15 protein-coding genes are annotated in these 16,341 nt (G+C 73.7%); 13 read left to right on the top strand and 2 right to left on the bottom strand.

What is annotated here, in order from left to right:
• Nucleotides 1-132: 132 nt before the first annotated feature.
• Nucleotides 133-996: an NAD(P)H-binding protein gene (locus J4709_RS48075; protein ID WP_208252199.1), complete on the top strand. Its 864-nt coding sequence runs from the start codon at nt 133-135 to the stop codon at nt 994-996.
• 62 nt (nt 997-1,058) lie between these two features.
• On the opposite strand, the gene J4709_RS48070 is transcribed toward J4709_RS48075, so the two are convergent.
• A complete protein-coding gene (locus tag J4709_RS48070) occupies nt 1,059-1,949 on the bottom strand; it encodes a helix-turn-helix transcriptional regulator (protein WP_208252198.1) in 891 nt (296 codons plus the stop codon).
• Between the two features lie 172 nt (nt 1,950-2,121).
• Here J4709_RS48070 and J4709_RS48065 point away from each other — a divergent pair, with 172 nt between their 5' ends.
• Complete coding sequence (locus tag J4709_RS48065) at nt 2,122-2,898, top strand: SDR family oxidoreductase (RefSeq protein WP_208252197.1); 777 nt, start codon at nt 2,122-2,124, stop codon at nt 2,896-2,898.
• A 110-nt stretch (nt 2,899-3,008) separates the two neighbouring features.
• Here J4709_RS48065 and J4709_RS48060 read toward each other — a convergent pair whose 3' ends face one another.
• Entirely contained in the window at nt 3,009-3,707 is a 699-nt protein-coding gene (locus J4709_RS48060) for a FadR/GntR family transcriptional regulator (RefSeq protein WP_208252196.1), read from the bottom strand.
• Between the two features lie 137 nt (nt 3,708-3,844).
• Here J4709_RS48060 and J4709_RS48055 point away from each other — a divergent pair, with 137 nt between their 5' ends.
• The 11 genes from J4709_RS48055 to J4709_RS48005 all read left to right on the top strand — a co-directional run bounded on the left by J4709_RS48055 (nt 3,845) and on the right by J4709_RS48005 (nt 16,137).
• The gene (locus J4709_RS48055; RefSeq protein ID WP_208252195.1) at nt 3,845-4,831 is read left to right on the top strand and encodes a substrate-binding domain-containing protein; all 987 of its coding nucleotides are present in this window, start codon (nt 3,845-3,847) and stop codon (nt 4,829-4,831) included.
• Between the two features lie 19 nt (nt 4,832-4,850).
• Nucleotides 4,851-6,347, top strand: a complete 1,497-nt coding sequence (locus J4709_RS48050) for a sugar ABC transporter ATP-binding protein (RefSeq protein WP_208252194.1) — start codon at nt 4,851-4,853, stop codon at nt 6,345-6,347.
• A 30-nt stretch (nt 6,348-6,377) separates the two neighbouring features.
• Nucleotides 6,378-7,400: an ABC transporter permease gene (locus J4709_RS48045; RefSeq protein WP_208252193.1), complete on the top strand. Its 1,023-nt coding sequence runs from the start codon at nt 6,378-6,380 to the stop codon at nt 7,398-7,400.
• A gap of 11 nt (nt 7,401-7,411) precedes the next feature.
• Entirely contained in the window at nt 7,412-8,518 is a 1,107-nt protein-coding gene (locus J4709_RS48040; RefSeq protein WP_307802119.1) for a zinc-dependent alcohol dehydrogenase family protein, read from the top strand.
• Nucleotides 8,519-8,547: 29 nt separating this feature from the next.
• Entirely contained in the window at nt 8,548-9,498 is a 951-nt protein-coding gene (locus J4709_RS48035) for a DUF4380 domain-containing protein (protein ID WP_208252192.1), read from the top strand.
• Nucleotides 9,495-10,244 carry an SDR family NAD(P)-dependent oxidoreductase gene (locus tag J4709_RS48030; protein ID WP_208252191.1) on the top strand — a complete coding sequence of 250 codons (750 nt, stop codon included), beginning with the start codon at nt 9,495-9,497 and terminating at the stop codon, nt 10,242-10,244. The genes J4709_RS48035 and J4709_RS48030 overlap by 4 nt, the downstream gene beginning before the upstream one ends.
• Nucleotides 10,241-11,386 carry a galactonate dehydratase gene (gene dgoD, locus J4709_RS48025; RefSeq protein WP_208252190.1) on the top strand — a complete coding sequence of 382 codons (1,146 nt, stop codon included), beginning with the start codon at nt 10,241-10,243 and terminating at the stop codon, nt 11,384-11,386. Before J4709_RS48030 ends, dgoD begins: the two co-directional genes overlap by 4 nt.
• Nucleotides 11,380-12,024, top strand: a complete 645-nt coding sequence (locus tag J4709_RS48020) for a bifunctional 4-hydroxy-2-oxoglutarate aldolase/2-dehydro-3-deoxy-phosphogluconate aldolase (RefSeq protein WP_208252189.1) — start codon at nt 11,380-11,382, stop codon at nt 12,022-12,024. Before dgoD ends, J4709_RS48020 begins: the two co-directional genes overlap by 7 nt.
• Nucleotides 12,021-12,959 (top strand): sugar kinase, encoded by a 939-nt coding sequence (locus J4709_RS48015; protein WP_208252188.1) that lies wholly within the window; start codon nt 12,021-12,023, stop codon nt 12,957-12,959. The genes J4709_RS48020 and J4709_RS48015 overlap by 4 nt, the downstream gene beginning before the upstream one ends.
• Nucleotides 12,956-13,822 carry an SMP-30/gluconolactonase/LRE family protein gene (locus J4709_RS48010; protein ID WP_208252187.1) on the top strand — a complete coding sequence of 289 codons (867 nt, stop codon included), beginning with the start codon at nt 12,956-12,958 and terminating at the stop codon, nt 13,820-13,822. Before J4709_RS48015 ends, J4709_RS48010 begins: the two co-directional genes overlap by 4 nt.
• 92 nt (nt 13,823-13,914) lie before the next feature.
• Nucleotides 13,915-16,137 carry a DUF4132 domain-containing protein gene (locus J4709_RS48005; protein ID WP_208252186.1) on the top strand — a complete coding sequence of 741 codons (2,223 nt, stop codon included), beginning with the start codon at nt 13,915-13,917 and terminating at the stop codon, nt 16,135-16,137.
• Nucleotides 16,138-16,341: the final 204 nt, after the last annotated feature.

Below are 16,341 nucleotides of genomic sequence, written 5' to 3'. Positions count from 1 at the left end.
GAATTTGACTCCCTGGGTCAGCTTACCTACCGTCGTGGGCGAGTCATAAGTTGACCTAGGGGGTCAACTTGTGGCGCCGCCTTCTATCAGGGCGGATACGGGTGTGCGGGCAGACAGGAAGAGGCCACAAGCATGATCGTTGTCACCGGCGCCACCGGCGGACTCGGCAGCGCCACCGTCGAGAACCTCCTCCAGCGCGTACCTGCGGATCGGATCGGCGTCAGCGTCCGTAACGTCGCTGGGGCGCGGCATTTCGCCGATCGCGGCGTCCGTGTGCGGCAGGGCTCCTACGAGGATCCGGCCGCGCTGCGCGACTCGTTCGCCGGTGCCGAGCAGGTGCTCCTCGTGTCGGGCAACGACCCGGCGGCCGACCTGATCGGCTTGCATCGCGATGCCATCGAGGTCGCCGTTGCCGCCGGCGCCCAGCGGATCCTCTACACGAGCCAGCAGGGCGCCGTCCCCGGCAATCCGTACCCGGCGTCGGAGACCCACATGGCTACTGAGGCCGTCCTCGCCGAATCCGGGGTGGCCTGGACCGCGCTGCGCAATGGCGCCTACGGCACCCTGGACCAGGTACTCGGCCCGTGGCAGCGGACCGGGGAGATCGCCCAACCGGAGGACGGTCCCGTCCCGTACACCGACCGTGCGGACGTGGCCGAGGCCATTGCGGTCATCCTGGCCGGTGACCGTTCCTACCGTTCCTTCGACGGCCCGATCAATCTGACCGCGCCGACCGCCGTCACCTTCGACGATTTCGCCGCGATCGCCTCCGAGCTGACCGGTCGCACCATCGAGCGCACAGTCCTGGACGACGAACAGTGGGTTGCCGACCAGATCGCGATCGGTGTGCCCGAGCAGGCGGCCCGGTTCATGCTCACCTGGTACCAGGCCAGCCGCGCCGGCTACTTCGCAGATGCCGACCCCCTGCTGGCCGAGATCCTCGGCCGCGAGCCCCGCAGCGCTGCCGACCGGCTCGCGGACCACATCGCCGCCTGAAGCGGTTCTTGGTGGTGTCCTTGAAGGCCGGACGGTGGTGATCGCGACCGTCGTCCAGGGCTTTACCCGGCGTCGCCTGGAGCGGTGGGCTCGGCGGCCGGGCCGGGCATTGCCGATGGGGCGGCCCAGCTGCGCAGCAGTTGCACCGCTTCAGCGGTCGGTGACTGCGGCTCGACGTTATAGACGCACAGCGTCTGCTCGGTGTCGCCGGGCACCTGGAACGACTCGTAGACGAAGTGCATCTCGCCGACCAGCGGGTGCACGTAGTGCTTGTCCCCGTGGGTGCGGCGCAGCACCTTGTGGTCGTTCCACCAGCCGGAGAACTCCGGCGACCGCACGGTGAGTTCGCCGACCAGGTCGGCCAGCCGCCGGTCGTCGGGGTGACGGCCGGCCTCCAGGCGCAGCATCGCCACGGTCTCGGCGGCGATCCGCTCCCAGTCCCCGACCCGCTCCCGCGCCTGGGGGTCCAGCAGGTAGTAGCGGGCCAGGTTCCGGTGCCGGGAGGGCAGCGCCTCGAAGTCCGTCAGCACGGCGCGGGCCAGGTGGTTGGAAGCCAGCACGTCGGTGCGCCGCCCCAGGATGAACGCCGGCACGTGGCCGAGCGTCTCCAGCATCAGGAACAGCCCCGGCCGTACCCGCTGCGGCCGCTGCGGACCGCGCCGCACCGCGCCGCGGCGGGTCAGCAGCAGGTCGCCGAGGTGCTCGCGCTCCGAGGCGTCCAGCCACAGTGCCCGCGACAGCGCCTCGACGACCTCCGGCGACGGGTTCCCCGGCCGTCCCTGCTCGAGTCGCGTGTAGTACTCGGTGCTCACTCCGGCCAGCCGCGCCACCTCGTCCCGGCGCAGCCCCGGCACCCGCCGGACGCGGCCGTCGGGGGCGAGCCCGGCCTGCTCCGGGCTGATCGCCGCGCGACGGGCGCGGAGAAAACCGGCGATCTCCTTGCTGCGGTCCATACCCCCAGTGTGCCTACGGCCGCGACCGGCCCGCCCACCCGAGGGTGGCCCTGCCGGTACCAGCCTGGACGGGGCCATTTGTAGCCGCGGGAGCGGAGCACCGGGCTGTTGTCATGGAGACGTACCGAGACCTACTCGGCACTTACCCCCCGATTCTCCACGGAGGCACATCATGTCCAATTCCACTTCCACAACCCCGCTCCAGGGCCGCGTCGCCGTGGTCACCGGCGCCTCCAGCGGCATCGGCGAGGCCGCCGCCGAGAAGCTCGCCTCGCTCGGCGCCCGCGTCGCCGTCCTGGCCCGCCGCGCCGACAGGCTGCAGGACCTGGTCGAGCGGATCGCCGAGAACGGCGGCACCGCCATCGCCATCCCCACCGACGTCACCGACGCCGCGGCCCTCCAGGCCGCGGCCGACCGCGTCGAGACCGAACTGGGCGGCGCCGACCTGCTGTTCAACAACGCCGGCGTCATGCTGCCCGCCCCGGTCGAGGAACTGGCCGCCGGCCAGTGGCAGCACCAGATCGACCTGAACGTCACCGGCCTGATGAACGCCATCGGCGCGTTCACCCCGCAACTGGTGCGCGCGGGCCGGGCCCGCGGTGTCGCCGACCTGATCAACACCTCGTCCATCGCGGCGCAGAACATCTTCCCCGCCTTCGCCGTCTACTCCGCCACCAAGGCGTACGTCACCCACCTCTCGCGCCATCTGCGCGTCGAACTGGGTGCGAAGAACGTCCGGGTGTCGGCCATCGAGCCCGGCATCGTCGGCACCGAACTGCAGAGCCACGTCACCGACCAGGGCGCTCTGGACTGGCTGGAGGGCTCCAAGGAGTCGATGGAGTGGCTCACCCCGCAGGACATCGCCGACACCATCGGCTTCATCGCCGCCCTGCCCCCGCGCGTCAACCTCCAGCAGGTCACGATCATGCCGACCGCGCAGCCGAGCTGACGCCCGCACGTTTCCGCCCAGGCCACACGTAATCCAGACCAGGCCCTGCACCGCTACGGCCCTGAGGGCGAGCAGCACGTGGAGGTGGACTGGGCGGGGACGTCGCGCCGTTAGTCGGCGGTGAGGGTGTCGAGGTCGTGCGCGGCCTTGACGAGAAGGTCGCGCATGGCCTTCTCCGCGCGGTCCGGGTCGGCGTCGCGGACGGCGTCGAGGACCGCGCGGTGGCTCGGGACGGGGTCGTCGTGGGGACGGACGCCGTGCACGAGGCGGTCGCGTTCGGCGAGGCCGACCTCGATCACGACCTCCATCCGCTCCAGCAGCTCGTTGTGGGTGGCGGTGAGCAGGCCCCGGTGGAAGTCCAGGTCGGCCTGGACGGCGCGGGCGAGGTCGCCGTCGGCGGCCTTCATGCCGGCGAGGGCCTCGTCCAGGGCGGCGAGGTCGTCGGGGGTGCGGCGCAGGGCCGCGTAGCGGGCGGCCTGGGGCTCGATGATGCCGCGCACCTCGGCGAGGTTCTGCAGGAACGCGTGGTCGTCGCGGTTGGCGAACTGCCACCGGATGACGTCGGGGTCGAGGAGGCTCCAGTCGGAGCGGGGGCGCACGAACGTGCCCCGCTTCTGCCGCGAGGCGACCAGGCCCTTCGCCGCGAGCACCTTCAGCGCCTCGCGCAGTGCGGTGAGGCTGACGTCCAGCTCGTCGCCGAGCGCCGCCACGTCGATGGTGTCGCCGGGGTCCAGCTCCCCGCCGAGGATGCGTCGCGCGATCTCCTGCACCGTCTGGCCGTGCAGCCCGCGCTCCGAGTAGCGCACCACGGGAGGCCCCCTCCTTCGCTCGTCCGCCGAGTACCCTAGCCCTCACAGAGTAATCATAAATTAGGAATTAATATTGACAGCACCCGGCCGGGGGCATTAGACAAGGTCAGCAGGTTGCCGGAACGAGGAGTACGTCGATGAAGCATGCCAAGCGCCGTCTGGCGGCCGTGCTCATGGCGGTCGCGGCGGTCCTGGCGGTCACGGCCGCCTGCGGCAGGGTGGGCGAGCACGGGCGCATCGGCGTCGTGTACCTGAACGCCGAGGGCTACTACGCGGGCGTGGGGCGCGGGCTGAGCTCGACGCTCGGCCATGGGGGCCGGGACCCCCAGCTGGTGCAGACCAACATCCAGTCGGACCCGGCCAAGGAGAGTTCGTTCATCAACACGATGAGCTCGGCGAAGGTCGACGCGCTCATCGTGTCCCCGGCGTCGGCGACGGCGTCGATCCCGGCGCTGCGCCTCGCCAAGCAGAGCGGCGTCCCGGTGATCTGCTACAACACCTGCATCGAGGACGCGGAGGCGCGCAAGTACGTGCAGTCGTTCGTCCTCGGCGACCCCGCCGGGTTCGGCCGGGTCAGCGGTGAGCAGATGGCCGCCTACTTCCTGGCCGCCGGGAAGCGCGCCCCCAAGGTCGGCGTGATCAACTGCGAGCAGTTCGAAGTCTGCATCCAACGCCGGCAGGGCTTCGAGAAGGCGCTCAAGGCGCAGGTGCCGGGCGCGAGGATCGTGGCGAACCAGCAGGGGCTCGCGCTGGACGAGGCCGTCGAGCGGGGCGAGCAGCTGCTCACCGCCCACCCCGACATCGACGCGTTCTACGGCGAGGCCGGCTCGCAGATGCTGGGCGCGGTCAAGGCCGTCGAGGCGCGCGGCAGGGCCGGCAAGACCGCCGTGTTCGGCGGCGACATGTCGGTCGATGCGGCCAAGAAGCTCCAGGACGGGCGGGTCCTGAAGGGCGTCGCCGACATCTCCGGGATCAAGGTCGGGCGGCTGGCAGGCCAGGCCGCGCGGGACGTGCTCGCGGGCCGGCCGAGCGACCGGTTCGTCATCCCCGCCCCCATCGACCGCTACCTCGGCCCGAAGGACGGGACGCGCTGGCTTCAGGAGCACTCCGATGGCATCCCGTAACCCCGAGAAGAGGAGCCGCATGAGCACGCCGCTGGTACGCGTCGCCGACGTCACCAAGCACTACCCGGGCGTCCGGGCTCTGACGGGGGCGAGCCTGGAGATCGAGGCGGGCGAGGTCCGCGCGCTCCTCGGCCGCAACGGCGCCGGGAAGTCCACCCTGATCAAGGTGCTGTCCGGGGTCGAGCGCGCCGACGCGGGCACGGTCGAGATCGGCGGCGCCGCGCTCGGCGACGGCGGCGTCCGGCGCGCGAACGAGCTCGGCGTGCGGACCGTCCACCAGGAGCTCAGCCTGGTGCCGGGGATGACGGCCGCGGAGAACCTGTTCCTCGGCGCGTGGCCGCGGTCGGCGGCGGGCCGGGTCGACCATCCCGCGATGCGCCGCGCGGCCCGGGAGGTCTTCGACCGGCTCGGCCTGGGCATCGCCCCGGACGCGCAGGTCGGCGGGCTGCCGCTGGCCGAGCAGCAGCTGGTGGAGATCTGCCGGGCGGTGCGCCGCGAGCCGCGGCTGCTGATCCTGGACGAGCCGACCAGCGCGCTCGCCGCGGCCGAGGTGGAGACCGTCCTGGAGGCGGTCCGGCGGATCGCCGCGAGCGGCGTCGCGGTCGTCTACGTCAGCCACCGGCTCGACGAGATCCGGCGGATCGCGCGGACCGCGACCGTCATGCGGAACGGCGAGGTGGTCGGGACCGTCGACATGGCGACCACCTCCACCGAGGACGCGGTCGCGATGATGCTCGGCTCGGCGTACGAGGCGGCGGTCCGGCCGCGTGCGCGCACCGTGGACCGCGACCGCACGCCGCTGCTGTCGGTGTCGGGGCTGAGCGTCCCGCCGAAGGTCGCCGACGTGTCCTTCGACCTGTACCCGGGCGAGATCCTCGGGCTGGCCGGGCTGATGGGCTCGGGCCGCACCGAGGTGCTGCGTGCGATCGCCGGGTTCGAGCCGGCCGCCGCCGGGACCGTCCGGGTGGACGGCCGGGAGGTGCCGCGGGTGACCGCGGCCGGGATGAAGCGCCGCGGCGTCGGGCTGACGCCGGAGGACCGCAAGAGCGAGGCGATCGTCCCGCTGCTCGGCGTCGGCGAGAACATGGTGATGTCGGACTTCCGGGCGGTCAGCAGCGGCACGTCCGTGGTGCCGGCGAAGGTCGACCGGGCCGCGCGCGGGCTGATCGAGCGGCTGTCGATCGCCACCGCGTCCGCCCGCACCCCGATCGCCGCGCTGAGCGGCGGCAACCAGCAGAAGGCCGTGATCGGCCGGTGGCTGCACGCGGGCAGCCGGATCCTGCTGCTGGACGAGCCGACCCGCGGCGTGGACGTGGAGGCCAAGGAGGGCATCTACCGGCTGGTCCGGGAGCTGGCCGGCCGGGGCGCCGCCGTGCTGTTCGTGTCCGGCGAGCTGGAGGAGCTGCCGCTGGTGTGCGACCGCGTCATCGCGCTGCGCGGCGGGACGGTCGCCGCCGAGTTCACCGGCGACGAGGTGACCGTGGACGCCGTGCTGTCCGCCGCGATGGCGGCCTGAGTGACCCGCCCTGAGAGACGAGGAGAGACCATGACCACCACTCGGACCGTCCCGCCGCCCGGCGGGACGCGCATCACGGGCGTGGCGGGGCGGCTGCTGAACGGCCGGTCGCACCAGCTGAACGAGATCGGCCTGCTGGTCGCGATCGTCGCGCTGTACGTGGCGCTCGGCGCCTCCGCCGCGGGCTTCCTGTCGGTGCACAACCAGCTCGGCATCCTGCGGGACGCCGCCACCGTCGGCATCGCCGCCTGGGGCGTCACCCTGGTCATCATCGCCGGGGAGATCGACATCAGCATCGGCCCGGCGACGGCGTTCTCCTCGGTGCTGGTCGCCAAGGGCGCCACCGAGTGGGGGCTCGGCGTCGGCGGCGCGATCGTGGTGACGCTGCTGCTCGGCGTGGTGTGGGGCGCGATCGCGGGCTGGCTCCGCGCGGTGTTCGACGTGCCGTCGTTCATCACGACGCTCGGGTTGTGGAGCATCCTCGGCGGCCTCGGGCTCTACCTCACCGACGCGCTGCCGGTGACGCTGCCCGACAGCGGCGTGTTCGACGTGCTCGGCGGGGACGTCGCCGGAATCCCGACCTCGGCGATCGTGATGCTGGTGCTGTTCGGGGTCTTCGCCTACGTCGCCCGGTTCACCGCGTACGGGCGATCGGTCTACACGATCGGCGGCAACGCGGGCGCGGCGCGGCTGGCGGGTATCAACCTGACCCGGATCCGGGTGCTGCTGTTCGCCACGACCGGGCTGCTGTCGGCGGTCACCGGGATCCTGCTGGCGGCCCGGCTCGGCTCGGGCAGCGGCGGCGCGGCGTCCGGGCTGGAGTTCGACGTGATCGCGGCGGTGGTCATCGGCGGGACGGCGCTGTCGGGGGGCCGCGGCGGGATGCTCGGCACCCTGCTCGGCGTCGTGTTCATCACCGTGATCGGCAACGGCCTGGTGCTGCTCGGCGTGGACTCCTTCCTGCAGAACGTGGTGCGCGGCGTGATCATCGTCGGCGCCGTACTGATCAACGTGGTGGTCGCGCGGCGCGGACGCGCCGGCGCGACGGCCTGAAAGGGGGCGGTGTGACCGTGACTTCGACGACGCGGACCGCGGGCGCCGGGGGGACGCCCGCGCGGATGGAGGGCGTGTTCCTGCCCGGGGACTCCACCGCCGTGCTGCGGGGGTCCGGCGTGCCGGAGCCCGGCCACGGGCAGGTGCTGATCGAGGTCGGCGCGTCCGGGATCTGTGGCAGCGACATCGGCTACATCTACCGGGGCTACAAGGGCTACCGCGGCGTGGACGGCCCCGCCTACCGGGGAGTGATCGCGGGGCACGAGCCGTCCGGCCGGATCGTGGCCGCGGGGCCGGGGGTGCGGCGGTTCGGCGTGGGCGACCGCGTGATCGTGTACCACATCGTGGGCTGCGGGCTCTGCGACAACTGCCGCCGCGGCCACTACATCAGCTGCGACTCCGGCCGCGAGTCCTACGGATGGCAGCGCGACGGCGGGCACGCCCCGTACCTGCTCGCCGAGGAGCGGACCTGCGTGCCGCTGCCGGACGAGCTGTCGTACGTGGACGGCGCGCTGATCGCCTGCGGGTTCGGCACCGCCTACGAGGGGCTGCGCCGCGCCGGGGTCAGCGGCGACACCGACCTGCTGGTGGTCGGGCTCGGCCCGGTCGGGCTGGCCGCCGGGATGATCGGGCGCGGCATGGGCGCGCGGAAGGTCGTCGGCGTCGAGCCGTCCGAGGCGCGCCGCGCGTGGGCCGGGACGCTCGGCGTGTTCGACGCGACCCTGCCCGCGGGCGACGGCACGGCCGAGGCGGTCGCGGACCTCACCGGGCGCGGCGGCGCGGGCGTGACGATCGACTGCTCGGGGACGCGGCCCGGCCGGAGCCTCGCCCTGGAGGCGGCGGCCGAGTGGGGGCACGTCTCGCTGGTCGGCGAGGGCGGCGACCTGTGCACCGAGGTGTCCGACACGCTGCTGCACAAGCAGCTCACGATCCACGCCTCCTGGGTGACGTCGCTGCCCGCGATGAGCGAGCTGGCGCGCAACCTCGTCGGCTGGGGGCTGCGGCCGGAGAAGGCGGTCAGCGACGTCTTCCCGCTGTCGCGGGCGGACGAGGCGTACGCGCTGGCCGCCGGCGCGAGCAAGGGCAAGGTCGTGCTCGTCCCGGACGCGGCGCAGTGACGGCCGGAACCGGTGCCGTCGCGGGAGCCGTGCACGTCGAGACCGACACGTCCGGCCCGTACGAGGTGGTGTGGCTCGGCAACGGGACGCTGCGGCTCGGGGTCGTCCCGGCGCTGGGCGGACGGCTGCTGAGCCTCGTCCACGACGGCGACGAGCTGCTGTGGCGCAACCCCGCGCTGCTGGACGACCGGCTGCACCCGGTCGGCGGGCACCGGCCGGAACGCACCTCGGGGCCGATGGCGAACTGGCGCAACTACGGCGGCGACAAGACCTGGCCCGCGCCGCAGGGCTGGTCGTCGCCGAGGGAGTGGGCCGGGCCGCCCGACCCCGTGCTCGACTCGGGCCCGTACGCGGCCGACGTTCGCGCGGTCTCGGGCGACGCGACGGTGGTGCTGGAAAGCGAGCACGATCCGCGGACCGGGCTGCGGCTGCGCCGCGAGATCCGGTTGCGCGCCGGTGAGCCCGGCTACGACCTGCGCGTCTCGGCCGTCAACGCGTCGCCTTTCCCGGTGCGGTGGGCGGTGTGGAACGTCGCTCAGTACCCGGGTGGTGGAACGGTCCAGGTCGGTGTGGGGCCGGGCTTCGGCGAGCCCGTCGAGCTCGCGGTCGGCACGACCGCGCCCACCTGGACGCGCCCGCGCCCGGGCACCGTCGAGGTGCCCGCGCAGGACGCCGTCGGCAAGCTCGGCTTCCCGCACGCCACCGGACGGCTGGCCTACACCCGGGCAGGCCATCGCCTGACCATGGAGTTCGACGTCCACGACGGCGCCGCGTACCCGGACGGCGGCTCGCGCGCCGAAGTGTGGATGGAGCATCCCCTCGACCGCCCGCTGGAGCACCTCGGCGGGCTGGCGCCGCCCGCCCGGATCGTCGAGTGCGAAGCGCTCGGCCCGTGGGAGACGCTCGCGCCGGGAGCGGAGACCGCGCTCGGCATCCGGGTGACGGTGGCGTCCGCCGGCGAGGGAGGTGGGACGCCGTGACCGCGACGCGTCCGGTCGCCGTCGTCACCGGCGCCGCCCAGGGGATCGGCGCGGCCACCGCCCGCCGGCTGGCCGCCGACGGGTACGCGGTCGCGCTCCTCGACGTGTCCCCGCAGGTGGACGAGGTCGCCGCCGCACTGGCCGCCGAAGGCGCGGAGGCCCTTGCCCTGCGCTGTGACGTGAGCGACCCCGGCGACTGGGACCGCGCCGTCCGCGCCTGCCGCGCCGAACTCGGCCCGGCGGACGTCCTGGTGTCGAACGCCCTGCGCTACGAGCCGGGCGCGGCGGACGAGATCTCGCTGGAGTCCTGGCGGGGCCAGCTCGACGTCACCCTCACCGGGACGTTCCTCGGCGTCCGCGCGGTGCTCGGCGACCTGCGTGCCAGCGACCGCGCCGCCATCGTGATCGTGTCGTCCGTGCACGCATCGTTCGGGCTGCCGGGACGCCCGGCGTACGCCGCCGCCAAGGCCGGGCTGACCGGGCTGACCCGGCAGCTCGCCGCCGAGTACGGGCCTGGCGTCCGGGTGAACGCCGTGCTGCCCGGCCCGGTCCTCACCGCGCAGTGGGACGGCATCGGCGAGCAGGACCGGCGGCGCAGCGCCGCCGAGACCGCAGCCGGACGCCTCGGCCGCCCGGAAGAGGTCGCGGCGGCGATCGCGTTCCTCGCCGGCCCGGACGCCTCGTTCGTCACCGGCGTCTCGCTGCGGGTCGACGGGGGCTGGAGCATCACCAAGGGATCCGCATGAAGATCACGAGAGTGGAGACGTTCCTCGTCCCGCCGCGCTGGCTGTTCTGCCGGGTGGAGACCGACGACGGCCTCGTCGGCTGGGGCGAGCCGGTCGTCGAGGGCCGGGCCGACACGACCCGCGCCGCCGTGCACGAGCTGGCCGACCTGCTGCTCGGCGCGGACCCGCGCCGTATCGAGGACCTGTGGCAGACCATGACCAAGGCGGCGTTCTACCGGGGCGGCCCGGTGCTGTCCAGCGCGGTCGCCGGGCTCGACCAGGCGCTGTGGGACATCCTCGGCCGCTCGCTCGGCGTCCCGGTGCACCAGCTGCTCGGCGGCGCGGTCCGCGACCGGGTCCGGGTGTACGGCTGGATCGGCGGGGACGAGCCCGGCGAGGTGGGGGACGAGGCCGCCGCGCAGATCGCCGCCGGGCTGACCGCCGTGAAGATCAACGCCTCCGGGCGGGCCGCGCCGCTGCCGCCGCCCGCGCAGATCGACGCGATCGTGCGGCGGGCCGCGACCGTCCGGGAGGCGATCGGGGACGAGGCCGACTTCGCCGTCGACTTCCACGGCCGCATCACGGTGCCCGCCGCGCGGCGGCTCATCCCGCTGCTGGAGCCGTACCGCCCCCTGTTCGTGGAGGAGCCGGTGCTGCCGGAGCACACGCACCGGCTCGCCGACGTCGTCGCGTCCACCACCACCCCGATCGCGTGCGGCGAGCGGCTGTTCTCCCGAGCCGAGTTCCTGCCCGCGCTGCAGGCCGGGGTCGCGGTCGTCCAGCCCGACCTGTCGCACGCCGGCGGCATCTCCGAGGTGCGGCGGATCGCGTCGCTGGCCGAGGTGCACGGGGCGCTGTTCGCCCCGCACTGCCCGCTCGGCCCGCTGTCGCTCGCCGCGAGCCTGCAGGTGGCGTTCGCGACGCCGAACTTCCTGATCCAGGAGCAGAGCATCGGCATCCACTACAACGACGGCGCCGAGGTGCTCGACTACCTGGCCGACCGGTCGCCGTTCGCGTTCGTGGACGGCTCGATCGAGCGCTGGGACGCGCCGGGCCTGGGCATAGAGATCGACGAGGACGAGGTGCGCCGCGCCGACCGGATCGGGCACCGGTGGCGCCCGCCGGTCTGGCGGCACCCGGACGGAGGGCACGCGGAATGGTGAGAACGACGATCGCCGAAGAACTGGAGCGGCGCCGGCTGGTCGCCATCGTCCGGGGCCCCGACCCGGCGGCGGCCGCCCGCACCGCCCTCACCCTGGCCGAGGAGGGCGTCACGCTGATCGAGGTGTCGCTGAGCGGCGCCGGCGCCCTGGACGTGATCGAGGAGGTCGCGGGCAAGACCGCCGGCGCCGCGCGGATCGGCGCCGGCACGGTGCTGACCGCGGACGACACGCGCCGGGCCCGCGACGCGGGCGCCGAGTACGCCGTCACACCGGCGCTCGGCGCGGGCGTCGACGAGGCGCTGCGGCTCGGCCTTCCCGTGCTCGCCGGGGCGCTCACCCCGACCGAGGTGGCCGCGGCCGTCGCCGCGGGCGCGACCGCCGTCAAGCTGTTCCCGGCGAGCGCACAGGGCCCCGGCTACCTCAGCGCGCTGCGCGACCCGTTCCCGGACGTCCCGTTCGTCCCGGTCGGCGGCGTGGGGGAGGCGGAGGCCGCCGAGTACCTGCGGCGCGGCGCCGTCGCGGTCGGCGTCGGCTCGCCGCTGTGCGGGGACGCGCCGCGCGGCGGCGACCTCGCCGGACTGCGCCGCCGCGCCCGCGCGTTCCTCGCCGTCACGGCCGCGCCGGGCGGGCCCGCGTGACCCGGGTCGACGTCCTCACCGCCGGGGAGACGATGATGGCGCTGCGCGCCACCGGCCCGGTGCGGCTCGGCTCCGGCTTCACCGCGAGCATCGCCGGGGCCGAGAGCAACGTCGCGATCGGCCTCGCCCGCCTCGGCCACGCCGCCGCCTGGGCCGGACGCGTCGGCTCCGACGAGGCCGGGCACCTCGTCACCCGCACGCTGCGCGCCGAGGGCGTCGACGTCTCGGCCGTCCGCCGCGACGGCGACGCGCCCACCGGCCTGATCATGTTCGAGCAGCGGCTGCCGGACGTCACCCGCGTCCAGTACCTGCGCGCCGGGTCCGCCGGGTCCCGGCTGTGCGCGCAGGACGTCGAGGCGCTGCCGTTCGAGCCGCGGATCGTGCACCTCACCGGGATCACTCCGGCGCTCAGCGCGTCGTGCCGGGACGCGGCGACGGCGCTGTGCCGCCTCGCCCGCTCCCGGAACGCGCGGATCAGCCTCGACCTCAACCACCGGCCGCGGCTGTGGAGCCGGGCGGCGGCCGCCGAGGCGCTCGCGCCGCTCGCCGCCGCCGCGGACCACGTCATCGCCTCCCCCGACGAGTTGACCCTGCTCGGCGACGGCCCGCCGGACCGCATCGCCGCCCGGCTGCTGGACGGCGGCGCCACCGAGGTCGTCGTCAAGAACGGCGACGAGGCCCGTTCGTACACCGCGGACGGTACGCACGCCGTGCCCGCTCACCGCGTCGACCCGGTCGACTCGATCGGCGCGGGGGACGGGTTCGTCGCCGGGTACCTGTCCGGCCTGCTGGACGGCCTGGACGTCGAGGCCCGGCTCCGCCGCGCCCACACCGTCGGCGCGTTCGCGGTCCTGAGCCGCGGCGACTGGGAGGGCCTGCCCCACCGCGACGAACTCGGTCTCATCGGCCTTCCTGAAGGAGCCGCACTGCGATGACCTGGACCGTTCTGGACGACGCCGGCCCGTGGGAGCTCGGCGAAGGGCTGCGCGCCACGCCCGGCGGCTTCGTCGCCGTCGACCTCCTGGCCGGAAGGCTGTACCGGCTGGACCCCACCACGCTCCTGATCTCCGTGCCGTTCCCCTTGGGCGCCGTCGCCCCGATCCAGGACTCGGACGGATGGATCGCCGCAGCCGACACCGGCATCGCCCTTCTGGACGGTGACGGCACCGTCGACTGGCTGGCGCGCCCGGAGGACGGCGCGGCCACGCCCATGCGCATGAACGACGGCACGACCGACCCGTCCGGACGGTTCTGGGCGGGGTCGATGGCCTTCGATGGAACGCCCGGCGCGGGCTCCCTGTACCGGGTGGACGACGACGGCACCGTCCACACCGCGATGGACGGCCTGACCATCCCCAACGGCCCCGCCTTCACTTCCGACGGCCGAACCATGTACCTCGCCGACAGCGCCCACGGCGTCATCTACCGCGTCGCCGTGGAACCGTCGTCAGGGGAACCGGGCGAGCGTGAGGTCTTCGCCCGCGTGCCGGACGGATCACCGGACGGCATGGCCGTCGACACCGAGGGATGCCTGTGGTCGGCGGTCTGGGGCGCGTCCGCGGTGCACCGCTACGCTCCGTCCGGCGAGCTGCTGACGGTGTTCCGGCTGCCCGCGAGCCAGCCGACCAGCGTGTGCCTTTCCCCCGCACCACCGCACCGGGTGCTGGTGACCACCGCCACCCACGGCCTGGCCGCACCCGGCCCGGCGGACGGCCGCGTCCTCACCGCCGGGACGACCGTCGGCGGTCGTCCGGTCGTCCCCTTCCGCCTCAGGCGTGCGGGGTCGCCCGTCAGGTGATCGGCGGGTCGCCATCCGGGCCGGCGGAAACCGGGAGCCGCGGCGGGACGTCTCATGATCGACAACGTCCGCCGGCCGCGATACTGGAAACGATGACACGAGACCCCCATGTCGAGGACGCCCTCGACAGCGCACTGCCCGCCCTGCTCGTACGGCCGCCCTGGGAGGGAGGGACGAAGGAGCCGCCGGCCGTCCTCAGCCTGAAGACGCCCCAGGAGTCGACCATCGTCCGCTGGGCGCCCGGCCGGCGTGAGGAGTGGCTGAAGGCCCCGTACAAGTACTCGCAGAAACGCATGCCCGAGGACACCGACTGGGACGAACTCGCCGAGTTCTTCGCCGGTGACCAGGCCAGGGAACTCTGGAAGCCGCGCGATTGGCGGTCCAAGTCGCGGTTCGAGCAGCTCTACATGGGGCTCGTCATGCAGGCGCCCCGCGAGCTCGGCGAGAAACTCCTCGCCGACGAACGCTACTGGGACGCCTTCGTCGACTTCTCGGTCGGCGCCGACCGCGGCGCGGTGGCGCGGCACGAGATGGCCGCCTACCCGCCGGCACTGCACCAGGCGAGAAAGAAGAAATGGAGCGTGTACGCGCTCGAGCCCTTCCTGGACCACGCGGTCGCCCAGGCCATGATCAAGGACTTCGACGGCCGGGGGAGCGACGAGGCGCAGGACGCCTGGTACGACCTGCACGGGGTGGACGCCGTGAGGCTGACGATCCCGGACGCGCTGCGCAAGCCGGGGCCCAAGCGGGAACGCGCCGAGGCGGCACTGCGCTCGGTCGCGCGGCGCCACGGCGACGACATCCTGGTGGAGGCCGCCGGCTACTACGGGGACGAGGCCGTGCAGGCGGTCTCCCGGCTGCGCATCGACCCGCTCGACCTGTACCCCGACCCGATGCCGGAACTGCCCCAGGGCTGGGATCCCGAACGGCTGCCGCGGATCCTGCTGCGCCTTCGCCGTCAGGCGGCGCTTCCCCATGCCGCGACCCGGAACCTCCTGACCATGCTGGCCATCTCGGAGAGCCACAAGCCGTACGCCGGCGTCCCCCTGGTCACCGCGCCCCTCGACCCCGAGTCGCTCGCCGAGTTCGCCTGGGCCCTCTACGAGGCCGACCGCCATCCCAAAGTGTGGGCGTCGCCCGGCGTGCAGTACGCCCTGGCCGAGTGGGGCGACGACGGGACCGCGGACCGGCTCGCGCCGATCGTCGCACGCTGGTCCCGGGCGTACGTGTGGGAATCGGGCGGGCAGTCCGCGCTCCGCCTGTTCAGTGCCCTCGGCACCGACTCCGCCCTCCGGCACCTGGACCGGCTCGCGAACAAGGCCGAGGACCAGAAGTGGATCGGACGGTCCGCGCGGGAGGCGTTGAAGCGCGCCGCCGAGCAGCGCGGGCTCACTCAGGAGCAGCTCGCCGACCGGCTCGTCCCCGACCTCGGCCTGGACGCCGACGGCTCCCTGACGCTCGACTACGGACCGCGCCGCTTCGTGGTCGGCTTCGACGAGGAGATCCGGCCCTTCGTCACCGACGAGAGCGGCAAGCCCCGCAAGACCCTGCCGAAGCCCGGCGCCAAGGACGACGACGTCCTCGCCCCCGCCGCCTACAAGCGCTTCAGCGACCTCAGGAAGGAGGCCCGCACCGTCGCCGCGGAGCAGGTCAAGCGGCTGGAAGCGGCGATGGTGACCGGGCGGACCTGGACGGCGGAGGAGTTCGCCGAGCTGTTCGTCGCGCACCCGCTCATGCGCCAGATCGCCCGGCGGCTGGTGTGGACGGCGGGGACGGACGCGTTCCGGGTTGCCGAGGACGGGACCCTCTCCGACGTCCGCGACGACGCCTTCGCGCTCCCCGGCGGCGCCCGGGTCGCGCTGCCGCACCCGCTCGTCCTCGGCGAGGACGCCGTCCAGGCCTGGGCCGCGATCTTCGCCGACTACGAGATCTTGCAGCCGTTCCCGCAGCTCGGCCGCCCCGTCCACGCCCTCGCGGAGGACGAGCGGGGGAGCGGCCGGCTGTCCCGTTTCGAGGGCGGGTCCGTCCACTTCGGCAGGATCCTCGGCCTGACGTCCCGCGGCTGGACGCTCGGCGAGAAGGAGACCGGCGGCTTCCGCCGGCAGGTGATGCTCATGACACCGGACGAGCGGCACCTCATGGTCACCTTCGAACCCGGCATCCGCGTCTTCGACCCCGAGGAGTACGCCGAGCAGCGCATCGACCACGTGATGCTCCTGACGGGCCGCTACTCCGGGACGTCCCTCGCGTTCGGCGAACTCGACCCCGTCACCGCGTCCGAGATCATCACCGACCTGCACCGTCTCATCGACTGAGCCCGCCGGGCCCTGGCGCGGCCCGCGCTCGGCAGGTGAGCGCGGGCCGTGGGTCGGGCGGGGTGGGGTGTTTCAGTTGGTCTTGCCCCACAGGTAGGCGCCGGCGCCCATCGCGAGCAGGCTGATCCAGGAGAACACGGCGCGGACGGTGTTCCAGGCGGTCCAGCGGCCGGAGTAGTCCGACCAGATCTTGGCGGCCTCGGC

This window comes from Actinomadura violacea (assembly GCF_017573465.1).
Lineage (GTDB): Bacteria > Actinomycetota > Actinomycetes > Streptosporangiales > Streptosporangiaceae > Spirillospora > Spirillospora violacea.
Note: the sequence above shows the minus strand (reverse complement) of the source record. Positions and strands in the feature narration are given on the sequence as shown.

Excerpts from the sequence above, each read along its gene's own strand:
- J4709_RS48075 (WP_208252199.1), top strand. The coding sequence starts at position 133 with ATGATCGTTGTCACCGGCGCCACCGGCGGACTCGGCAGCGCCACCGTC.
- J4709_RS48070 (WP_208252198.1), bottom strand. The coding sequence starts at position 1,949 with ATGGACCGCAGCAAGGAGATCGCCGGTTTTCTCCGCGCCCGTCGCGCG.
- J4709_RS48065 (WP_208252197.1), top strand. The coding sequence starts at position 2,122 with ATGTCCAATTCCACTTCCACAACCCCGCTCCAGGGCCGCGTCGCCGTG.
- J4709_RS48055 (WP_208252195.1), top strand. The coding sequence starts at position 3,845 with ATGAAGCATGCCAAGCGCCGTCTGGCGGCCGTGCTCATGGCGGTCGCG.
- J4709_RS48050 (WP_208252194.1), top strand. The coding sequence starts at position 4,851 with ATGAGCACGCCGCTGGTACGCGTCGCCGACGTCACCAAGCACTACCCG.
- J4709_RS48045 (WP_208252193.1), top strand. The coding sequence starts at position 6,378 with ATGACCACCACTCGGACCGTCCCGCCGCCCGGCGGGACGCGCATCACG.
- dgoD (WP_208252190.1), top strand. The coding sequence starts at position 10,241 with ATGAAGATCACGAGAGTGGAGACGTTCCTCGTCCCGCCGCGCTGGCTG.
- J4709_RS48020 (WP_208252189.1), top strand. The coding sequence starts at position 11,380 with ATGGTGAGAACGACGATCGCCGAAGAACTGGAGCGGCGCCGGCTGGTC.
- J4709_RS48010 (WP_208252187.1), top strand. The coding sequence starts at position 12,956 with ATGACCTGGACCGTTCTGGACGACGCCGGCCCGTGGGAGCTCGGCGAA.
- J4709_RS48005 (WP_208252186.1), top strand. The coding sequence starts at position 13,915 with ATGACACGAGACCCCCATGTCGAGGACGCCCTCGACAGCGCACTGCCC.